Source organism: Pseudomonas agarici (assembly GCF_001543125.1).
In the GTDB taxonomy this organism is placed as follows: Bacteria; Pseudomonadota; Gammaproteobacteria; order Pseudomonadales; family Pseudomonadaceae; genus Aquipseudomonas; species Aquipseudomonas agarici.
Map to the genome: position 1 here is coordinate 1,726,232 of NZ_CP014135.1, position 16,167 is coordinate 1,742,398.

The 16,167-nt window shown below is 57.8% G+C and carries 11 protein-coding genes and 3 pseudogenes; 8 read left to right on the forward strand and 6 right to left on the reverse strand.

What is annotated here, in order from left to right:
• Window positions 1–42 precede the first annotated feature (42 nt).
• Window positions 43–1,263 (reverse strand): OmpP1/FadL family transporter, encoded by a 1,221-nt coding sequence (locus AWM79_RS07570; RefSeq protein WP_143063256.1) that lies wholly within the window; start codon window positions 1,261–1,263, stop codon window positions 43–45.
• 302 nt (window positions 1,264–1,565) lie between these two features.
• Here AWM79_RS07570 and pcaQ point away from each other — a divergent pair, with 302 nt between their 5' ends.
• Window positions 1,566–2,480, forward strand: a complete 915-nt coding sequence (gene pcaQ / locus AWM79_RS07575) for a pca operon transcription factor PcaQ (RefSeq protein ID WP_017131463.1) — start codon at window positions 1,566–1,568, stop codon at window positions 2,478–2,480.
• 75 nt (window positions 2,481–2,555) lie between these two features.
• Here pcaQ and AWM79_RS07580 read toward each other — a convergent pair whose 3' ends face one another.
• The 3 genes and pseudogenes from AWM79_RS07580 to AWM79_RS07590 form a co-directional block, all read right to left on the reverse strand.
• Window positions 2,556–4,022 carry a benzaldehyde dehydrogenase gene (locus AWM79_RS07580; protein ID WP_026013114.1) on the reverse strand — a complete coding sequence of 489 codons (1,467 nt, stop codon included), beginning with the start codon at window positions 4,020–4,022 and terminating at the stop codon, window positions 2,556–2,558.
• Between the two features lie 368 nt (window positions 4,023–4,390).
• Window positions 4,391–5,473: pseudogene (locus AWM79_RS07585) on the reverse strand (endonuclease/exonuclease/phosphatase family protein).
• Window positions 5,474–5,559: 86 nt separating this feature from the next.
• Complete coding sequence (locus AWM79_RS07590; protein ID WP_017131466.1) at window positions 5,560–6,222, reverse strand: YciC family protein; 663 nt, start codon at window positions 6,220–6,222, stop codon at window positions 5,560–5,562.
• A gap of 180 nt (window positions 6,223–6,402) precedes the next feature.
• Here AWM79_RS07590 and AWM79_RS07595 point away from each other — a divergent pair, with 180 nt between their 5' ends.
• The 5 genes from AWM79_RS07595 to rhlE1 all read left to right on the forward strand — a co-directional run bounded on the left by AWM79_RS07595 (window position 6,403) and on the right by rhlE1 (window position 11,055).
• Window positions 6,403–7,152: a DUF2076 domain-containing protein gene (locus AWM79_RS07595; RefSeq protein WP_017131467.1), complete on the forward strand. Its 750-nt coding sequence runs from the start codon at window positions 6,403–6,405 to the stop codon at window positions 7,150–7,152.
• Between the two features lie 153 nt (window positions 7,153–7,305).
• Complete coding sequence (locus AWM79_RS07600) at window positions 7,306–7,785, forward strand: NYN domain-containing protein (protein WP_017131468.1); 480 nt, start codon at window positions 7,306–7,308, stop codon at window positions 7,783–7,785.
• 27 nt (window positions 7,786–7,812) lie between these two features.
• Window positions 7,813–8,424: a 3'-5' exonuclease gene (locus AWM79_RS07605; protein ID WP_017131469.1), complete on the forward strand. Its 612-nt coding sequence runs from the start codon at window positions 7,813–7,815 to the stop codon at window positions 8,422–8,424.
• Between the two features lie 338 nt (window positions 8,425–8,762).
• Complete coding sequence (gene yedA / locus AWM79_RS07610; RefSeq protein ID WP_017131470.1) at window positions 8,763–9,653, forward strand: drug/metabolite exporter YedA; 891 nt, start codon at window positions 8,763–8,765, stop codon at window positions 9,651–9,653.
• A gap of 61 nt (window positions 9,654–9,714) precedes the next feature.
• Window positions 9,715–11,055, forward strand: coding sequence for an RNA helicase RhlE1 (gene rhlE1 / locus AWM79_RS07615; RefSeq protein ID WP_060782537.1), 1,341 nt, complete (start codon window positions 9,715–9,717; stop codon window positions 11,053–11,055).
• 71 nt (window positions 11,056–11,126) lie between these two features.
• Here the strand turns inward: rhlE1 and AWM79_RS07620 are convergent, their stop codons facing one another.
• Window positions 11,127–12,362 (reverse strand): TIGR03862 family flavoprotein, encoded by a 1,236-nt coding sequence (locus AWM79_RS07620; RefSeq protein WP_060783953.1) that lies wholly within the window; start codon window positions 12,360–12,362, stop codon window positions 11,127–11,129.
• Between the two features lie 273 nt (window positions 12,363–12,635).
• Window positions 12,636–13,016, reverse strand: a pseudogene (locus tag AWM79_RS07625) (arginase family protein); the annotation flags it as partial.
• 302 nt (window positions 13,017–13,318) lie between these two features.
• On the opposite strand from AWM79_RS07625, the pseudogene AWM79_RS24210 reads away from it, so the two are divergent.
• Window positions 13,319–14,182 (forward strand): annotated as a pseudogene (locus AWM79_RS24210) (transposase); the annotation flags it as partial.
• Between the two features lie 928 nt (window positions 14,183–15,110).
• The coding region (locus AWM79_RS07640) for an Ig-like domain-containing protein (RefSeq protein WP_156430093.1) at window positions 15,111–16,167 on the forward strand (1,057 nt) is incomplete at its 3' end.

The window sequence follows — 16,167 nt, forward strand, 5'->3', positions numbered from 1 at the left end:
CCCAATGGTTTAACTAAAATCATTGGGCCTTTGTTTTCTAATCTAAAATTTGTAACCCATACCAATATTCAAGTAGTCGACCGAGACACTGGCGTCAACGCCACTACTGGCTCCAGTTCCATGCACGGTGGCGTTCAGGGCTCTGGTGTAGCTTCCATTTATTTCTATGTTTTTATCCAAATTGTATGTTGCCCCCACGCTATAGTGGTCGGTATCCATAAGTGGAGAGGTAGTCGCGAATGTGCTTTCACTGTCCGGAATCAATTTACTGGCCAGCGAAGTGCCTGCGCGTACCGTCCATTTTTGATTGAATTCATAGGCTACACCGAAGCGATAGATCCGTTGGTTACGCCATCCGTATCCTGGGCCATTGCTTGCACCCATTGGCCCACCTTCGACCATGCTGTTTCCATAAGCACGTTCACCAGCCCAGTTGATCCATAAATAATCGAAGGCCAGAGTCAGGTCGGGGGTGGCCATGTAACTCAAACCTAAACCCGCTTGCTGTGGCGTATCGATCCGGCCATTGGGGACCAGCGACTTATAACGATCAAGTTGCTGAAAGCGGATTTTGCTGGAGTAAGTCAAGCCCAGCTGCAGATTGTCGAGGATTTTACCGATATAACCAACGGCGAAGCCATAACCGAACGCGTGATCGGAGCCAGGTGAGTTGAAGCCGAATCCTTCGAAGCCGGCGATATCAAGATACTGATAAGCAAGGCGGGGGGAGAAGCCGATATAATGCCCAGGTTTGAATTGGTAAGTAATAGTGGGCGCCATGATCACCTGATTGATTTCAGACTTCATGTCCTTAGTACCCCAGATCGGCTCTTTGTAATCGAGCTTAACCCCTTGCCCAAAAACGGAAAGTCCAGCCGTCACATCTGGGTTGATTGTAAAGTTGATGCCACCTGCGGGCACCGGAACTACGGGGTCGGTGCCGTAATGCTGGCCATTCACTTCGGAATTGACGTCGGCATGGAGGACGGTCAGGTCCATGTCCGTTCGATCACCCACCAATGCCATGCCTGCAGGATTGTTAGCGGACTCCACGGAGTCCTGGGGCAGCGCGATGGACGCGCCGCCCATACCCATGGCTTTGGCACCGTATCCCGGAAGTTGGATGCCATTGTTGGCTTGTACCTCGCAACAGCATAGTAACGCAATGCCAAGTGACAATGTGTTGACTGCCATGCTGCTCAATGTATAGGTATTTTTCAAAGGGGAACGATTGAAATTTAACGGCTTGGATAAATTATTCATACGGCCTCGTTGTTATTATTTTAGGTGCACGTATCGGCTACGCACTAGCGCCTATATTTCTCGATAAAGATAGTTTCAACTATTGAAAAAAAAGAACCTACCCTTACTCAGACGGTTATGGATGCAAATGCTCGAATTCGGTCTTGTCTGCTCTTGGATTCGTTTTATGCAATATCTTCCTGCATAGTTTTCACTGCCTCCTAAATAGCTGTTATGCGATGCTCGGATAACGAACTCACCGTACAGGCCACTAGAGCGCGACGTTCATTTCGGGCCGCTATATGAAAGGAGTTAGTGCCTTAGTGAACATCGACACACGGATTAAATATCGTCATTTGGTGTGTTTCCTTGAAGTGGCGCGGCAGGGGAGTTTGGCGCGCGCTGCGGATAAATTAGCCGTCAGCCAGCCGGCGTTGTCCAAGACCCTAAAGGAGCTGGAAACACTACTGAGTGTCAGCTTGTTTGTACGGAGCAAGGCCGGGGCTGCACTGACCCCATCTGGCGTGGCTTTTTTGCGCTTCGCCGGGCCGAGCGTGCAGGCCTTACGCGAGGGGGTCAACAGCCTGCGCTCTGGTGTTCACGAGCCAACCACCATACGGCTTGGAGTGCTTTCGACAGTCGAGAGCGTGTTGATTCCCGAGGTCGTATGTCGGCTGCATGCTCGTCATCCGTCGCTGATCGTCACGGTCATCACAGGCCCCAGTGCGTACTTGCTGTCCCGATTAGGAGAGGGAGAATTGGACCTGGTGGTGGGACGTATGACAGACAGCCCTCAAATTCAGGGGTTGGCGTTCGAACATCTTTATAACGAATCGATGACGCTTGTAGTTCGTAGTGACCACCCGCTGTTTACCGACCCGTGCGCATGCAAAAAACTTGAGGACTATCCACTGGTGCTGCCTTTGGCGGGCACCACTATTCGTAAGTTTGCCGATAGCCTTTTCGCTCAATATAACGCCAATCTACCAAGTCGGGTCTTGGAAACCTTATCCGTGTCTCTGAGTCGACGGTACGTGCAGTGCAGTCATGCCCTGTGGCTGGCACCAATGGATGCGGTGCGTCTGGATTTGAATAAAGGCGAATGGGTGGAACTGGGTATCAGAGGGCCGGGTGGATCGGTCGGGGTGTGCCGCAACCCCGTCTTGGAGCTGTCGCCGGCCGCGCAATGGTGCATAGCAGTGCTGCGTGAGATAACTCAGGGATATGACAGCCTGTAGCTTCATGACTCTTGCTATTTGGCGTGGAGGGGCGAAGTGCTCTCCCCTCCAAAGTGCTCTCATCAGGCTTGAGATTTACATCGGATAGCGCGGCGCTTCACTTTTCAACGTGATCCATTGCCATTGGGTGAACTCTTCCCAGTTGGCCGGACCACCAATGCTGCTGCCGTTACCCGATGCTCCAACGCCACCGAAGGGGTTGATAACTTCGTCTACCACCGTCTGGTCATTGATGTGCAGCAAGCCGACATGCAATTGCTCGCCGAGGTTCAGCGCACGGCCGACATCGTTTGAAATGACTGCGCCGGCCAGGCCGAACTCGGTGTTGTTGGCGAGTCTGACCGCATCCTCATCACTGTCGAATGGCATTACCACCGCCACGGGACCGAACACTTCTTCCTTGAAGATCGGGTTGCGTTCATCGACACCACTCAAGACAGTCGGTTGGTAAAACAACCCCTCGTAGTTGCCGCCAGCTTCGATGCGCGCACCGGCCTGTTCCGCCGCCTTAACCAAGCGATCGACGTGATCGCGTTGTTGGGCGTTGATGAGCGGGCCCAGGGCGTAATCACCTTTGGCGGGATCGCCCACGGTCAGACTCTTAGCTTTTGCCACCAATCGTGCAAGAAAGGCCGGGTACAGGCTACGGTGAACAAGAATACGACCGATCGCCACGCACACTTGCCCCTGATGCAGGTAGGTGCCCCATGTTGCGTTGGAAACCGCAAGATCAAGATCGGCGTCGTCGAGGATGATCAACGAGTTTTTACCGCCCAGCTCCAACGAAACCTTCTTTAAATGGCGCCCGGCTGCTTCGGCAATCTTGCGCCCTGCACCTGTCGAACCGGTGAATTGGATCATTGCAATGTGTGGATCTGTTGTCAGTGCGGCACCTGCCTCTGCGCTCCCTGGCAGTACATGTAACAATCCCTTGGGTAGCCCGGCTAATTCGAAGATCCGAGCGATCACGAAACCGCCGCTGATCGAAGTTCTCGGATCAGGTTTAAGTATCACGGCGTTGCCCACTGCAAGTGCCGGGGCAACCGCCCGAATTGCCAAACATAACGGGTAGTTAAAGGGAGAGATAACCCCAATCACCCCCAAAGGCTTACGCCGTGCCAAGCTCAAGCGCCCGGGAGTCGAGGGTAGTACTTCACCTTGGCTGCGGGATGGCAGGGCCGCACTCTCATTGAGAATCTGCAGCATCTGGTTGACTTCGAACATCGCTTTAGGCCGTGTCGATCCGCTCTCACGGATCAACCAGTCGACAATCTCGTCATGGTGCGTCTCGCAGGCCTGGGCAGCACGACGAAATACCTGCGCCCGCTCGGAGTGGGGCAGTGCATACCACTGCTTCTGAGCCTGGCTAGCGGTCTGCGAAGAGAGGGCAACCAGTGCAGCATCGGCGTTGCCGATAGATCCAAGTGGTGCTCCGCTGGCTGGCTCGACAACAACTGTCGCAGGCAATGGCCCCAACTGCCAGTCTCCTGTAAACAGGCGCTCGTTCCAGAGTTCGGCAGGTAGCAGTGGTAAAGTAGACATGGCTTTTTCCTTTATTGTTGGAGCCTGATTGAAGGCCTTTTATAAAATAACTGACGATCGAAGTTCGAAAAGAAGCGGGACGGGCGACCTTCATCACCAGTCGGTCGACAGTGAGTTTTGCTTGAAGATTGGGCGAGTAACACTGAAATAAAATGAGGCATCATTAACCTCTTGGTTATTGATGGAGCAATAGCAGGGCGTGGAAGAAAAAATTCCTGATCAAGTTTCTGCCTTTGGTGGTGTTTGAGCTTTATGGTGCCTTTCAAACACGTAACGCTGCGACAACGGTTCGTGCAAGTTTCAGTAGGGGCGGGGCGATAAATCTGGAAATGCAGGCGTTATTTCTCGGCGAGCGTAACCCGGGGCAGTCAGTGCGCCACCGGCAACAGGAACCGCGCAATCACCGGCAGGTGATCGGAGATTTTCAAGGTATCGTCCTGCCGTACCCGCGCTTCGACCCGCTTCAGTTTGGCACTGTAGAAGAAGTAATCCAGGGTTCGGTCCGGGCCGCTGACGTCGGGGTCGTTGGGGTAATGGGTCAGCCAGTGTTCGCGGTCGATGCCGCTGGCTTCGTTGTTGCTCGGGATCATTGGGTACTTGTCCTACAGCACATGTAATTCGCTGTCCGCCGAGTAGCTGCCGCGCCACCTCGGCGGCAGGCGCAGGTATTGGCCTAGCGGCAGCAGGTTGAAATCGCCACCGATCAGCCATGGCGTGCCCTGGCCTTCGAACTTATCCAGCAGGCGAGCAATCGCCTGTACCTGGCGCAACGGGGTGTCGTTCTGGGTAAAGGGAGCTAATTGGGTACTGATCACCGCCAATTGTCCGCCATCACTGAGCGGCAGATAGTTGAGCAGCAGCGCCTGGCGGGGTTGGAACTGGCGTTGGATCAGGTTGGCTGGAGCCAGGGGCAGTTGCAGCCGCTCGGCATGCTCGATCCGATAGCGGCTCAAGGTCGCCAGCTTGCGCCCGACGCTGCCGAAGATATGCCAGTCGGGGACGAAGTCGGCCTTCCAATCGAAGGCCTGCGAGCTGCACGGATAGAGGTCCGCCACACGCTCCTGGAGCAGCTTGAACTGGTCCTGATAGGCGCTGGCCTTGGCGTTTTCATCGACCTCTTGCAGCAGCACGATATCCGGTTGCTCGTCGCGAATGATCCGCGACACTTCGTCAAGGCTGAAGGCCATGTCTTCCTGGGTGGGGCGTTCATCCTTGCCGCTGCCGTCGGCCATGTCGTACCAGAACACATAGCGTTTGCCCGCCAGGTACTGGATATTCCAGGTCATTGCCTTGAGGGCCTGGCCAGCGACCAGCACCGGGGCCTGGGCGGTGCAACTGACCGGCAGCGCCTGCTTGTTGTCGGGATGCCAGCTCAGGTTGTAGATGAACAGTCCAAGCAGACCGGCAAAAAGGGCCATGCTCAATAGTGTGTAACGTAATAAACGGGTCATGGGCTCGGCTTATGACGTTGCAATAGGTGTGGGAGCATAGCCGACAGCCTTGTCGCCGCCTAACCCTCTATCGGGAGGGGGCCCGCTCAGTCCCTGTCGGCTGTTTGGCTGATCAGCATATACAGCCGGAAGAGTACAACGCTGGTAAACAGTTGCAGGAAACTGTGAGTGCTATCGATGATCAGTGTCAGAAGCGGATTTTGCGGCTCGGGGTAAGCATTGGCACTCAAGCCCTTGAGCAGCCACAGTGGTCCCATGACGCAGAGGATGCAACTGAAGGTCCGCCAGAAATGCCCGCGACTGAGATTGAAGCTTTCCTTCATCGCCCGCAGCGGCTCGCGACCCCGCAATACCAATGAGTACTCGGCGAACGCCAGCACCACGGTCAGCCAGATACCGGGGATGAAATACAACGACAGCCCCAGCACGATGGCCACGGTATTGATCGCCGCTAGCAGCGCCATGCGCGGCCACAGGCGCAAGGACATGGCCAGCAGATCGCGATTGCGCGGAGTTTCGCCTCGGCTGCGGGCATCGAGAAACAGGATCAGTGCCGCGGTGTACAGCGGGTACACCAGCAGCCCGGCCAGCAGATCGTAGGCAGGCGATACAGGGGCGCCGATGGCGATGTCCAGCAGTCGCTGAAGCACGGCTTCGAAGATCACCAGCGGCAGGCAGAGGCGGGCGATCTGGCCCAGGTTGTGCCGAAAAAAGTACAGGGAGTCGCGCAGTATGGTGAGCGGGTTCATAGGCTCGCTATCGAAGGTCAAAGCAAAGCGATACTTTAACCGATGAGGTGGGCCGACATTCAAATGTAAACGTTAGGTAAGGATCATTGAAACTTCCTGTAACAGCCCCATAACTGATGCACGCCCTGACCGGATCGGCCAGGGCGACCGATTTCTACCCGGCAATCTAATGAGGTCGCCATGAACAGCGAAGAGCAAACCCTGATCGATGGACTGTTTTCACGGTTGCAACAAGCCGAAAAGGATTCAGCCCCGCGTGACGCCCTGGCGGAGGCGCGGATCAAGGAGCATCTGACGCGCCAACCGGCTGCGACGTACTACATGACTCAGTCGATCCTGGTGCAAGAGCATGCGCTCAAAAGTCTCGACGAGCAGAACAAGCAGCTCCAGGCCCAATTGCAGCAAGCCCAGGCCGATTTGCAAGAGGCTCGCGCGCGAAGTACGGCGCCAGTACCGAGCAGCGGCGGTTTCCTGTCGAGCATCTTTGGCGGTGGCAGTCGCAATCCGGCACCCGCTCCGGCGCCGAGCAACTCCGGTGGCGGCTGGCGTGAACCGACACGCCCGGCGTTTAATGCCCCGCCACAGCAGAATTACAATCCTCAGCCCAATTACGCGCCGCAGCAGCCGGCTGCGGCCAGTCCTATTGGCAGCGGTTTCCTTGGCGGTGCGCTGAAAACCGCAGCCGGCGTCGCCGGCGGGGTCATGTTGGCCGAAGGTATCAGCAGCCTGTTCCATCACCACCAGCAGCCGCAGATCATCGAAGAAATCATTGAGCCCAGCCCGATGAGCAACCACAGCGATGGTTGGGGAGATGACCGGCGCATGGCCAACAACGACGCCTGGGGCAACAGCGACCAGGGCGGTTTCCTCGACGGCGGCTATAGCGACGACAGTTCTTCCTCTTTCGCCGACGACGATTCTTACGTCTGACCTCCCAAGGTCCGGAGCGCCTTTGCGCTCCGGACTGCGCTGGCATGGCTGATTGTTCGCTGAAAATTGCCTTGGGCTGGCATACTGGGCGCCTACTCGCTTTCGAGTGTCTGTCACCCCGGCCAGTGCGCGCTTGCGCCATGAGGATTCACGGTGAAGAAAATCGCGGTGTTCGCCGATGTCCAGAACCTCTATTACACCGTCCGCCAGGCTTACGGTTGTCATTTCAATTACACCGCCCTGTGGGCCGATATCAGTCAGCGCGGACAGATCGTCGAGGCCTATGCCTATGCGATCGACCGTGGCGACAGCAAGCAGCAGCAATTCCAGCAGATTCTGCGCAACTTGGGTTTCACGGTGAAACTCAAACCGTATATCCAGCGCAGCGACGGCTCCGCTAAGGGGGACTGGGATGTGGGCATCACCATCGATATCATGGATGTGGCGCCGAATGTCGACGAAGTGGTGCTGGCGTCCGGTGACGGTGATTTCGACCTGCTGCTTGAGCGGATCATCGACAAGCACGGGGTCGAGGCGGTGGCCTATGGCGTGCCGGGGCTGACGGCCAATTCGCTGATCCGCGCAGCGAGCCGCTACGTGCCCATCGAAGGCACGCTGTTGTTGAAAAACTGAAACCGATTATCGAAAAGGGCAGGGCTTTTGGAACGTATTGCGGTCATCGACTTTGAAACCACCGGGATCTCGCCGAGCAGTGCCTGTCGGGCAACGGAAATCGCCGTGGTCATCCTGGAACAAGGGCGCATTGTCGACCGTTACCAGAGCCTGATGAATGCCGGGGTACGAGTGCCGGCCTTTATCGAACAACTGACCGGCATCAGCAACGCCATGTTGCGCACCGCACCATCGGCGGAGCGGGTGATGAACGAGGTCAACGCATTCGTTGGCATCACGCCACTGCTGGCGCATAACGCTGCATTCGACCAGAAGTTCTGGGACTTCGAGATGGGCCGGATCAAGCGCACGCGCCTGCAAAACTTTGCCTGTTCACTGTTGCTGGCGCGACGTCTGATGCCGACGGCACCGAATCACAAACTGGGCACTTTGACGGCCCATGCGCGGCTGCCGCACACCGGTCAGGCGCACCGGGCCATGGCCGATGCCGAGATGGCCGCTAACTTGTTGGCGCACCTGGCCAGTGAACTGCGCGAGAAGCATGGGCTGCGGGAGCTGTCCCATGATCTGCTGTGCAAATTGCAGAAAGTGCCGGCGGCGAAGGTGGGGGAGCATTTGAAGCGATATCAGCGCGCCTGAAGCAAGGTCGGAGACGAGCGTCAGTCGATGTCTCTGACCAGGCAGTAATGCACCGGCCAATCCCGACGTTTTGCACCTGATTCAGTATCAAGGCTGTGTCATTGATAGTGTCGTAGCTATAGAGCATGCAATACGGGCTGTTATCAGCCTCGCACCTCAAGTCCTTACTCGCCATCACCTCAAACTCCGGGCCATGCTCTTGCATGACCAAGCCTGGTTCTGCGCCCGAGATATCCATGCTTTATAAAGTGTACTGGCGTGATAACGCGATTTTGTAACTTATTATTTGCCGATGACCTTTCTAGAATAACGTTTCCTTGTCCTGCCCAGAGCCTTCCATGCCAACCCCACGCCGTTTTCCGTTACCGCTGATCGGTGCCTTCTTTGCCTTGTACTTCATCTGGGGATCGACCTACCTGGGTATTCGTATCGGCGTGGAGTCCTGGCCGCCGTTGATGATGGGGGGTATCCGTTTCGTAATCGCCGGCAGCCTGCTGTATGCCTATCAGCGCTGGCGCGGTGTACCGGCGCCAACCTGGCGACAATGGAAAGCGGCGGGGGCCATCGGCGTACTACTGCTCAGTTTCGGCAATGGTGCGGTGACCCTGGCCGAGTACACGGGCGTGGCCTCGGGTGTCGCGGCGCTGACGATTGCCACGGTGCCACTGTTCACCTTGCTCTGCGGCTATTTCTGGGGCGCTCGTAATACCGCTCTGGAATGGGCCGGGATCGTGCTGGGCCTGATCGGTATCGCCCTGCTGAACATGGGGTCCAACCTGCAAGGCAGCCCATTGGGTGCCGGCTTGCTGCTGCTGGCGGCGGCGACCTGGGCGTTCGGGTCGGTGTGGAGCAAGCATCTGCCGCTGCCTCCGGGCGGCATGGCCAGTGCGGCGCAAATGTTGGTGGGCGGCGCGGTCCTGTTGCTGGCCAGCTTTGTCAGGGGCGAGCGCCTGACCCAGATGCCCTCGACCGAAGGCTGGCTGGCGCTGCTCTACCTGATCGTCTTTGGTTCCATCATCGCCTTCAACGCTTACATGTACCTGTTGAAGCATGTGCGGCCAGCGGCGGCGACCAGTTATGCCTATGTCAATCCGGCGGTGGCGGTGTTGCTGGGCATCCTGTTTGCCGACGAACACATCGGCTGGCACGAGTGCATCGCCATGGGCGTGATCATCAGCGCCGTGGTGTTGATCGGTTTACCACAGTGGCGCAAGCCGAAAGAGGCTTGAGCAGGTAAACTGCCGCGCATCGCTCCTGTGCGTTGACACTTTTTCTTTCTATGGTACTTGCATGACATTCGAGACTCTCGGCCTGATCGAGCCCCTGACCCGGGCCCTGGATACTCTCGGCTACAAGACGCCGACACCGGTCCAGGCCCAGGCCATTCCCGCCGTGCTGGCTGGCCGCGACCTGATGGCCGCCGCGCAGACCGGCACCGGCAAGACCGCCGGTTTCGCCCTGCCGCTGTTGCAGTTGCTGACCCTGGAAGGACCGAAGGTCGCCGCTAACTCGGTCCGTTCGCTGATCCTGGTACCGACCCGCGAACTCGCCGAGCAGGTGCATGAAAGCGTGCGCCAGTACGCCGAGCACCTGCCGCTGAGCACGTATGCGGTGTATGGCGGCGTCAGTATCAACCCGCAGATGATGAAGCTGCGCAAAGGCGTCGACCTGCTGGTGGCCACGCCGGGGCGCCTGCTTGATCTGTTCCGCCAGAACGCGCTCAAGTTCAACCAGTTGCAAGTCCTGGTGCTCGACGAGGCTGATCGCATGCTCGACCTGGGTTTCCAGGAAGAGCTGGGCAATATCTATAAAGCCTTGCCGAAAAAGCGCCAGACCCTGTTGTTCTCTGCGACGTTCTCCGATGCCATCCGCCTGTTGGCTGGGCAAACGCTCAACGATCCGTTGAGCATTGAAGTCAGCCCGCGCAACGTGGCGGCTAACACGGTCAAACAGTGGCTGGTGACGGTCGACAAGAAGCGCAAGCCGGAGCTCTTCGTGCATCTGTTGCGCAAGCACAAGTGGAAGCAGGTGCTGGTGTTTGCCAAGACTCGCAACGGCGTCGACCAGTTGGTGGAAAAACTCCAGGGCCTGAGTGTGAACGCCGACGGCATCCATGGCGACAAACCTCAAGCGACCCGCCAACGGGCGCTGGACCGTTTCAAGGCCAGCGAGATCCAGATCCTCGTGGCGACCGATGTCGCGGCCCGTGGCCTGGATATCGAAGACCTGCCGCTGGTGGTCAATTTCGACCTGCCGATTGTCGCCGAGGATTACATTCATCGTATCGGCCGTACCGGTCGTGCGGGCGCTACCGGCGAGGCGATTTCCCTGGTGTGTGCCGATGAAGTCAATCTGTTGTCGGCCATCGAGGTGCTGACGCGCCAGGCGCTGAGCCGTCGCGAAGAAGCAGATTTCGAGCCCGAACACCGAGTGCCGCAAACCGATGTGTCCGGGCAAGTGATCAAAAAACCGAAGAAACCAAAAAAGCCGAAGGCCGCGGGCGGTGGTGGTAAACGTAATCTGGGCAAATGGGTGGACAGCGGCGAAAAGCCGGAAGACGTGGCGCCATCGGTCAAGCCGGTGCGCAAGGTGCCGGTGTTCAACACCGGGCCGCGTAAGCGCAAGCCCTGAGGCGCGCGTTACCTTGTGGGAGCAGGCCAACCGGCTCCCCTGGCGTCAGGCCGAGCGCAGGGGCAAAAGGCTTAGGCCCGCCGTAACCACTCCAGTATGCCTTTGCCCGCCAACCGCCCGCTGGCGAAGCAGGCGGTCAGCAGATAACCGCCGGTCGGCGCCTCCCAATCGAGCATCTCGCCGGCACAGAATACGCCCGGCAACGCCTTGAGCATTAGCTGTTCGTCCATGGCTTCGAAAGGCACGCCACCGGCGCTGCTGATCGCTTCGTCCAGCGGGCGGGAGGCGACCAGTTGCAGTGGCAGGGATTTGATCGCGCTCGCCAGTTGCGCGGTGTCGCTGAAGCAGGCGGCATCCGCCAGTTCACGCAGCAACGCTGCCTTGACCCCGTCGATACCGAGCTGGTTGTGCAAGTGCTTGGCCATGGAGCGTGAACCGCGTGGTTTGGCGAGCGAGGCTTGGATCTGCTGCTGGGTCTTGCCGGGGAGCAGGTCGATTTCGATGATCGCCGAGCCGTTTTGGTTGATCTGCTCGCGGATCGGCGCGGACAAGGCGTAGATCAGACTGCCCTCGATCCCGCTGGCGGTAATCACGCACTCGCCCAGGCGTGGAGCGGTATGTCGCAGGCCGATGGCGACGTTTTTCAGCGGGGCACCGGCAAACTTGTCGCGCAGCAGTTCGCTCCAGGCCTGGACTTCAAATCCGCAATTGCTCGGTTGCAATGGGGCAGCGCGCACGCCGCGCTGTTCCAGTAGCGGTAGCCAGGCCGCATCGGAACCCAGGCGTGCCCAACTGCCGCCGCCCAGCGCAAGCAGCGTGGCATCGGCCTGGACGTGTTTTTTGCCGTCCGGGCTGTGGATAACCAACTGGTCATCCTGCCAGCCCATCCAGCGATGGCGGGTGTGGATAACGACCCCGGCATCGCGCAGACGCTTGAGCCAGGCGCGCAGTAGCGGAGCGGCCTTCATATCGCTGGGAAAGACTCGTCCGGAACTGCCGACAAAGGTAGTTATCCCCAGGCCATGAATCCAGTCGCGCAGATCATCGGCACCGAAGGCCCGCAGCATCGGGGCGATCCGTGAGGCCTGCTCGGCATAACGCGAGAGAAATGCCGGGTAGGGCTCGGAATGGGTAATGTTCATGCCGCCGACGCCAGCCAGCAAAAACTTGCGCCCGACTGAAGGCATGCCGTCGTAGAGGTCGACCCGGACATCCGCCTGACTCAGGACTTCGGCGGCCATCAGGCCGGCTGGGCCGCCGCCGATAATGGCGACGTGGGGAGGCGAGTCGAGCGTTGGGCGAGTCATGGCAGGCTGCGAAGTGGCATGGTAGGCAGGCATTCTACGTTTTCTTTGGGGGAGTGGGCTTGCCCACGAAGAACGAAAATAGGCGGTGTCGGTAAAACAGCGATGAGACGTTCGTGGACAAGCCCGCTCCAACACAGGACTGTCGGCGCTTTCAGGAGGCTTGTACAAAAAACATACAGCGGTCTGTAGCCCTTATTCCGTAGGTGTTGTAGCGCATTTCACGCAGGTTATCCACAGGCGGTTCCACAGGCATTGTGGGTAAGCAAGCACGATTCAGTGACAGCCTGATGACGTCCAGACCCGCTGCGCGCTGTGATGCAGGATGCCGTGGCGCCGCGCCAGGGCCTGGCGGTCCTTGCTGTAGCCGCCACCGATTACCCCGACCACTGGAATGTCCCGGCCCAGGCAATGGCGCGGGACCTGTTCGTCTCGCGCCGCCAGCCCCGCGTCCGTCAGTTTCAGATAACCCAGGGCATCGTCCTTATGGACATCCACACCGGCGTCGTAGAGCACCAGATCCGGCTGATAGAGCGGTAGCAGGTAATTCAGGGCGTTATCCACCACCCGCAGGTAGTCGGCATCGCCCATGCCCATGGGCAGTGGAATGTCCCAGTCGCTGGGGGCTTTGCGTGCGGGGAAATTTTTCTCGCAATGCTAGGTTGATGGGGTGGTCCCAAACACCCGGAATGGCGACTGTATATAACCAGCGTCACATCAAGAAAAAAGCCACCGCTGTGTCCTTGCAAATGCAAAAACAATTGCGTGTGGAGGCTCATCCCGATGAGTAAAAGACCAGAGAAAGATTTCATAATGGATGGGAGTGATTTCTGTCCTTCACTTCCATCGATAGTTCGGAGCAAAAGCGGTATCGCGTTTGATCCTAACTGAACGAGCCCCATGAAAGACAGGACACTGTTCCCCCCTTAAGATAGGGGGATAGGCAAACGGGTATGTTCATGACTAACAGCAATGATAAGGGTGGCGAGTTGCTCGGCCGGGAACGTCGGCGGCGCTGGAGCACCGACCAGAAGCTGGCCATGGTTCGCGAGAGCCTTGAGCCCGGACAAAGCGTGTCCGTGGTAGCCCGGCGTAACGGCATCAATGCCAACCAGCTGTTTCTGTGGCGCAAGCTGTACCAGGACGGAAGTCTGTCGGCGGTCAGTGCTGGCGAGGCCGTGGTACCAGCGTCCGAGCTAAGCGATGCGCTCAAACAGATCCGCGAATTACAGCGGATGCTAGGCAAGAAGACGATGGAAGCGGAAGTTCTCAAAGAGGCCGTGGAGATCGCTCGGTCGCGAAAATGGATTGCGCACTCACCCTTGTTGCCGGGGGACGACCAGTGAAACTGGTCAGTAAATGTCTCGGTGTGTCGCGCTCGCAATTAACGGTTCGGATCCAGCAATCGGTATCGCCCATAGTACGGCGACGCCGGCTTGTGAACGACACGCAATTGGTCGCCGAGATCGAGCAGCAAGTCAGCGATTTACCGAGCTATGGCTACCGCCGTGTCTGGGGTTTGTTACGCCGTGAGCGTGAAGCCCAGTCGCTGCCACCGATCAATGTGAAGCGGGTTTATCGCGTGATGCGCGATCACAATCTGCTGCTACAACGACGCGTAAAGCAGCCCGGCGTCCAGCGCAGGCATGAAGGCCGAATCGCAGTCATGACCAGTGATACCCGTTGGTGCTCGGACGGCTTCGAATTCCGCTGCGACGACGGTGCGAAGAACACCTGTGCGCAGTCCGCAGAGCAATGGGATGGCGGAGAGTTTCGTGAAGACGATCAAGCGTGATTATGTGGCTCATATGCCCAAACCGGATTGAGAAACGGCCCTGCGCAATCTGACGATTTTACGGGGTGCCGCGTCGGGCGGGTCCCTGGGTTTTTGGTTGATACAGCGCTCCTCCCTCGTTTATGGCCTTGCTGCGCCTGCCGCTCGCACCCCTCTTTTTAGGAATACCTTCCTCTTCCGCAAATTGCGGAGGCATCTCTGCATCCCGAAATTAATGAGCCTTATATAAATACATAAGCTTCAGTTATTACTAATCCGCTAACTATTTGGCTTGAGCTTTTCGAAGGTGTGTGCGTCGTTGAAATATGATTTTACAAATTTATAATGTTTATGAATGGAGCCTGTTTTTTATAACGGTATCGTCACTCGGCTCGTAGAGGAGGAGTGCTTTGTTATCATTCTGTAATAATGGATTAATAAGTGATGTGCGATCGGTGTGCGGTGAGTGTTCTGTTTAAATGCTCATGTTTAATGCGTGTTTAATTTTCCCTTTTATGTTGACTCTTGCCTCGTTAGTATCGGCCTCGCGGGCGTTGTCGGCGGCGCCATGTATCGACGGCTCCCGCCCAAGCGTTGTACTTTTTAAAGTTGTGCAGGTGCGTCAGAGATGGCTAACGAAAGGAATCGTACATCGGGTATCCCCGGGCACTCGACCACATCGACCGAAGCTGCCCGAGAGCTTGTAAAAGTCCGTCTCGCGGCACGCCATCTCTCCCGATTGCTTGATCTCTGGGCTTGCGGGCATACCAGCCCCTCTCCTGAATCGGCGCCAACACGTTGCACGTCTGAGTGGGTCGACGTGCAACCGCGTGAAGAAACCGGCGTGGGTTGACCCGCGCGGATTCTGAACAGCCCTTAAATAACGCAATAACATGTTTAGTGCTCGGCAGTCATAACCGCCGTGGGCATTCGCTCGCGCTGAACTCTGCGTGTTCATTGATAGAAACGGGTGAAAGATGAAAAACATAATAATTGTCGACAAGGCGACGGGGACGGCGACGGAACATGCCTTTGGCAATACCAGCCTTAAAGGAACCAGCATTGTAAAATTGCCCTTCGGACTGGAAAGCGTTCAAACCTTTCAACAGTCCGGCCAGAATTTGGTGGTCACTCTGAAGTCCGGAAAAACCGTCACTATTCAGAATTTTTTTGTGGTGGGTGTTGACGGTGCGACGAACCAACTGGTTCTGGAAAACGCCGATGGAGCACTGTTGCTGGGCAACTATTCCACCCCGTATTCGGGCTTCAACTTTACGCAGATTTCTACTCTCGACGACTTGGGCGTGGCCGCCATCGCCGCCGACAGTTCGATCCCGAGCTGGGTGTTGTGGGGGCTGGGGATTCTTGCTGTGGGCGGTGCCGCAGCGGCCATCGACGGTGGCGGTGGTGGGGGCGGTCATCACGATGCGCCGCCGCCCGTCACCCCACCAGGGCCGGCGAGCGAGTTGTCAGTGAGCAGCGCGGGCACGGTCCTCAGCGGTAAGGGCCAAGGCGGCACCACCGTGACGGTCAAGGATGCTGCCGGCAATGTGATCGGCACCGGGACTGTCGGTGCCGACGGTAATTTCCAGGTCAACCTGGGCACGCCGCAAACCAATGGCGAAACCCTGCAGGTGGTCCTCAAGGATGCGTCGGGCAACGAGTCGACGCCAGCTACGGTTGTGGCGGGTGACACTACCGCGCCTGCTGCCGCTACCGGGCTGGAAGTCAGCCCTGATGGCACTGCTCTCACCGGTAAGGGTGAACCCAATACCACTGTCACCATCACCGATGCCAACGGCAACGTGATCGGTACCGGCACGGTAGGAGCTGATGGCAACTTCCAGGTCACCCTGGACCCGCCTCAAGTCAACGGCGAAACCCTCAGCGTCACGCTGACGGATGCGGCGGGGAACGAGTCTGTTCCGACTACCGTGGTTGCGGTTGATATAGATGACAACGACGCCGATGCTGATGCCGACGCCGACGCCGACGCCGACGCCGACGCCGACGCGGATGCTGACGCCGATGCCG

Excerpts from the sequence above, each read along its gene's own strand:
- AWM79_RS07620 (WP_060783953.1), bottom strand. The coding sequence starts at position 12,362 with ATGACTCGCCCAACGCTCGACTCGCCTCCCCACGTCGCCATTATCGGC.
- AWM79_RS07580 (WP_026013114.1), bottom strand. The coding sequence starts at position 4,022 with ATGTCTACTTTACCACTGCTACCTGCCGAACTCTGGAACGAGCGCCTG.
- rhlE1 (WP_060782537.1), top strand. The coding sequence starts at position 9,715 with ATGACATTCGAGACTCTCGGCCTGATCGAGCCCCTGACCCGGGCCCTG.
- AWM79_RS07595 (WP_017131467.1), top strand. The coding sequence starts at position 6,403 with ATGAACAGCGAAGAGCAAACCCTGATCGATGGACTGTTTTCACGGTTG.
- yedA (WP_017131470.1), top strand. The coding sequence starts at position 8,763 with ATGCCAACCCCACGCCGTTTTCCGTTACCGCTGATCGGTGCCTTCTTT.
- AWM79_RS07570 (WP_143063256.1), bottom strand. The coding sequence starts at position 1,263 with ATGAATAATTTATCCAAGCCGTTAAATTTCAATCGTTCCCCTTTGAAA.
- AWM79_RS07590 (WP_017131466.1), bottom strand. The coding sequence starts at position 6,222 with ATGAACCCGCTCACCATACTGCGCGACTCCCTGTACTTTTTTCGGCAC.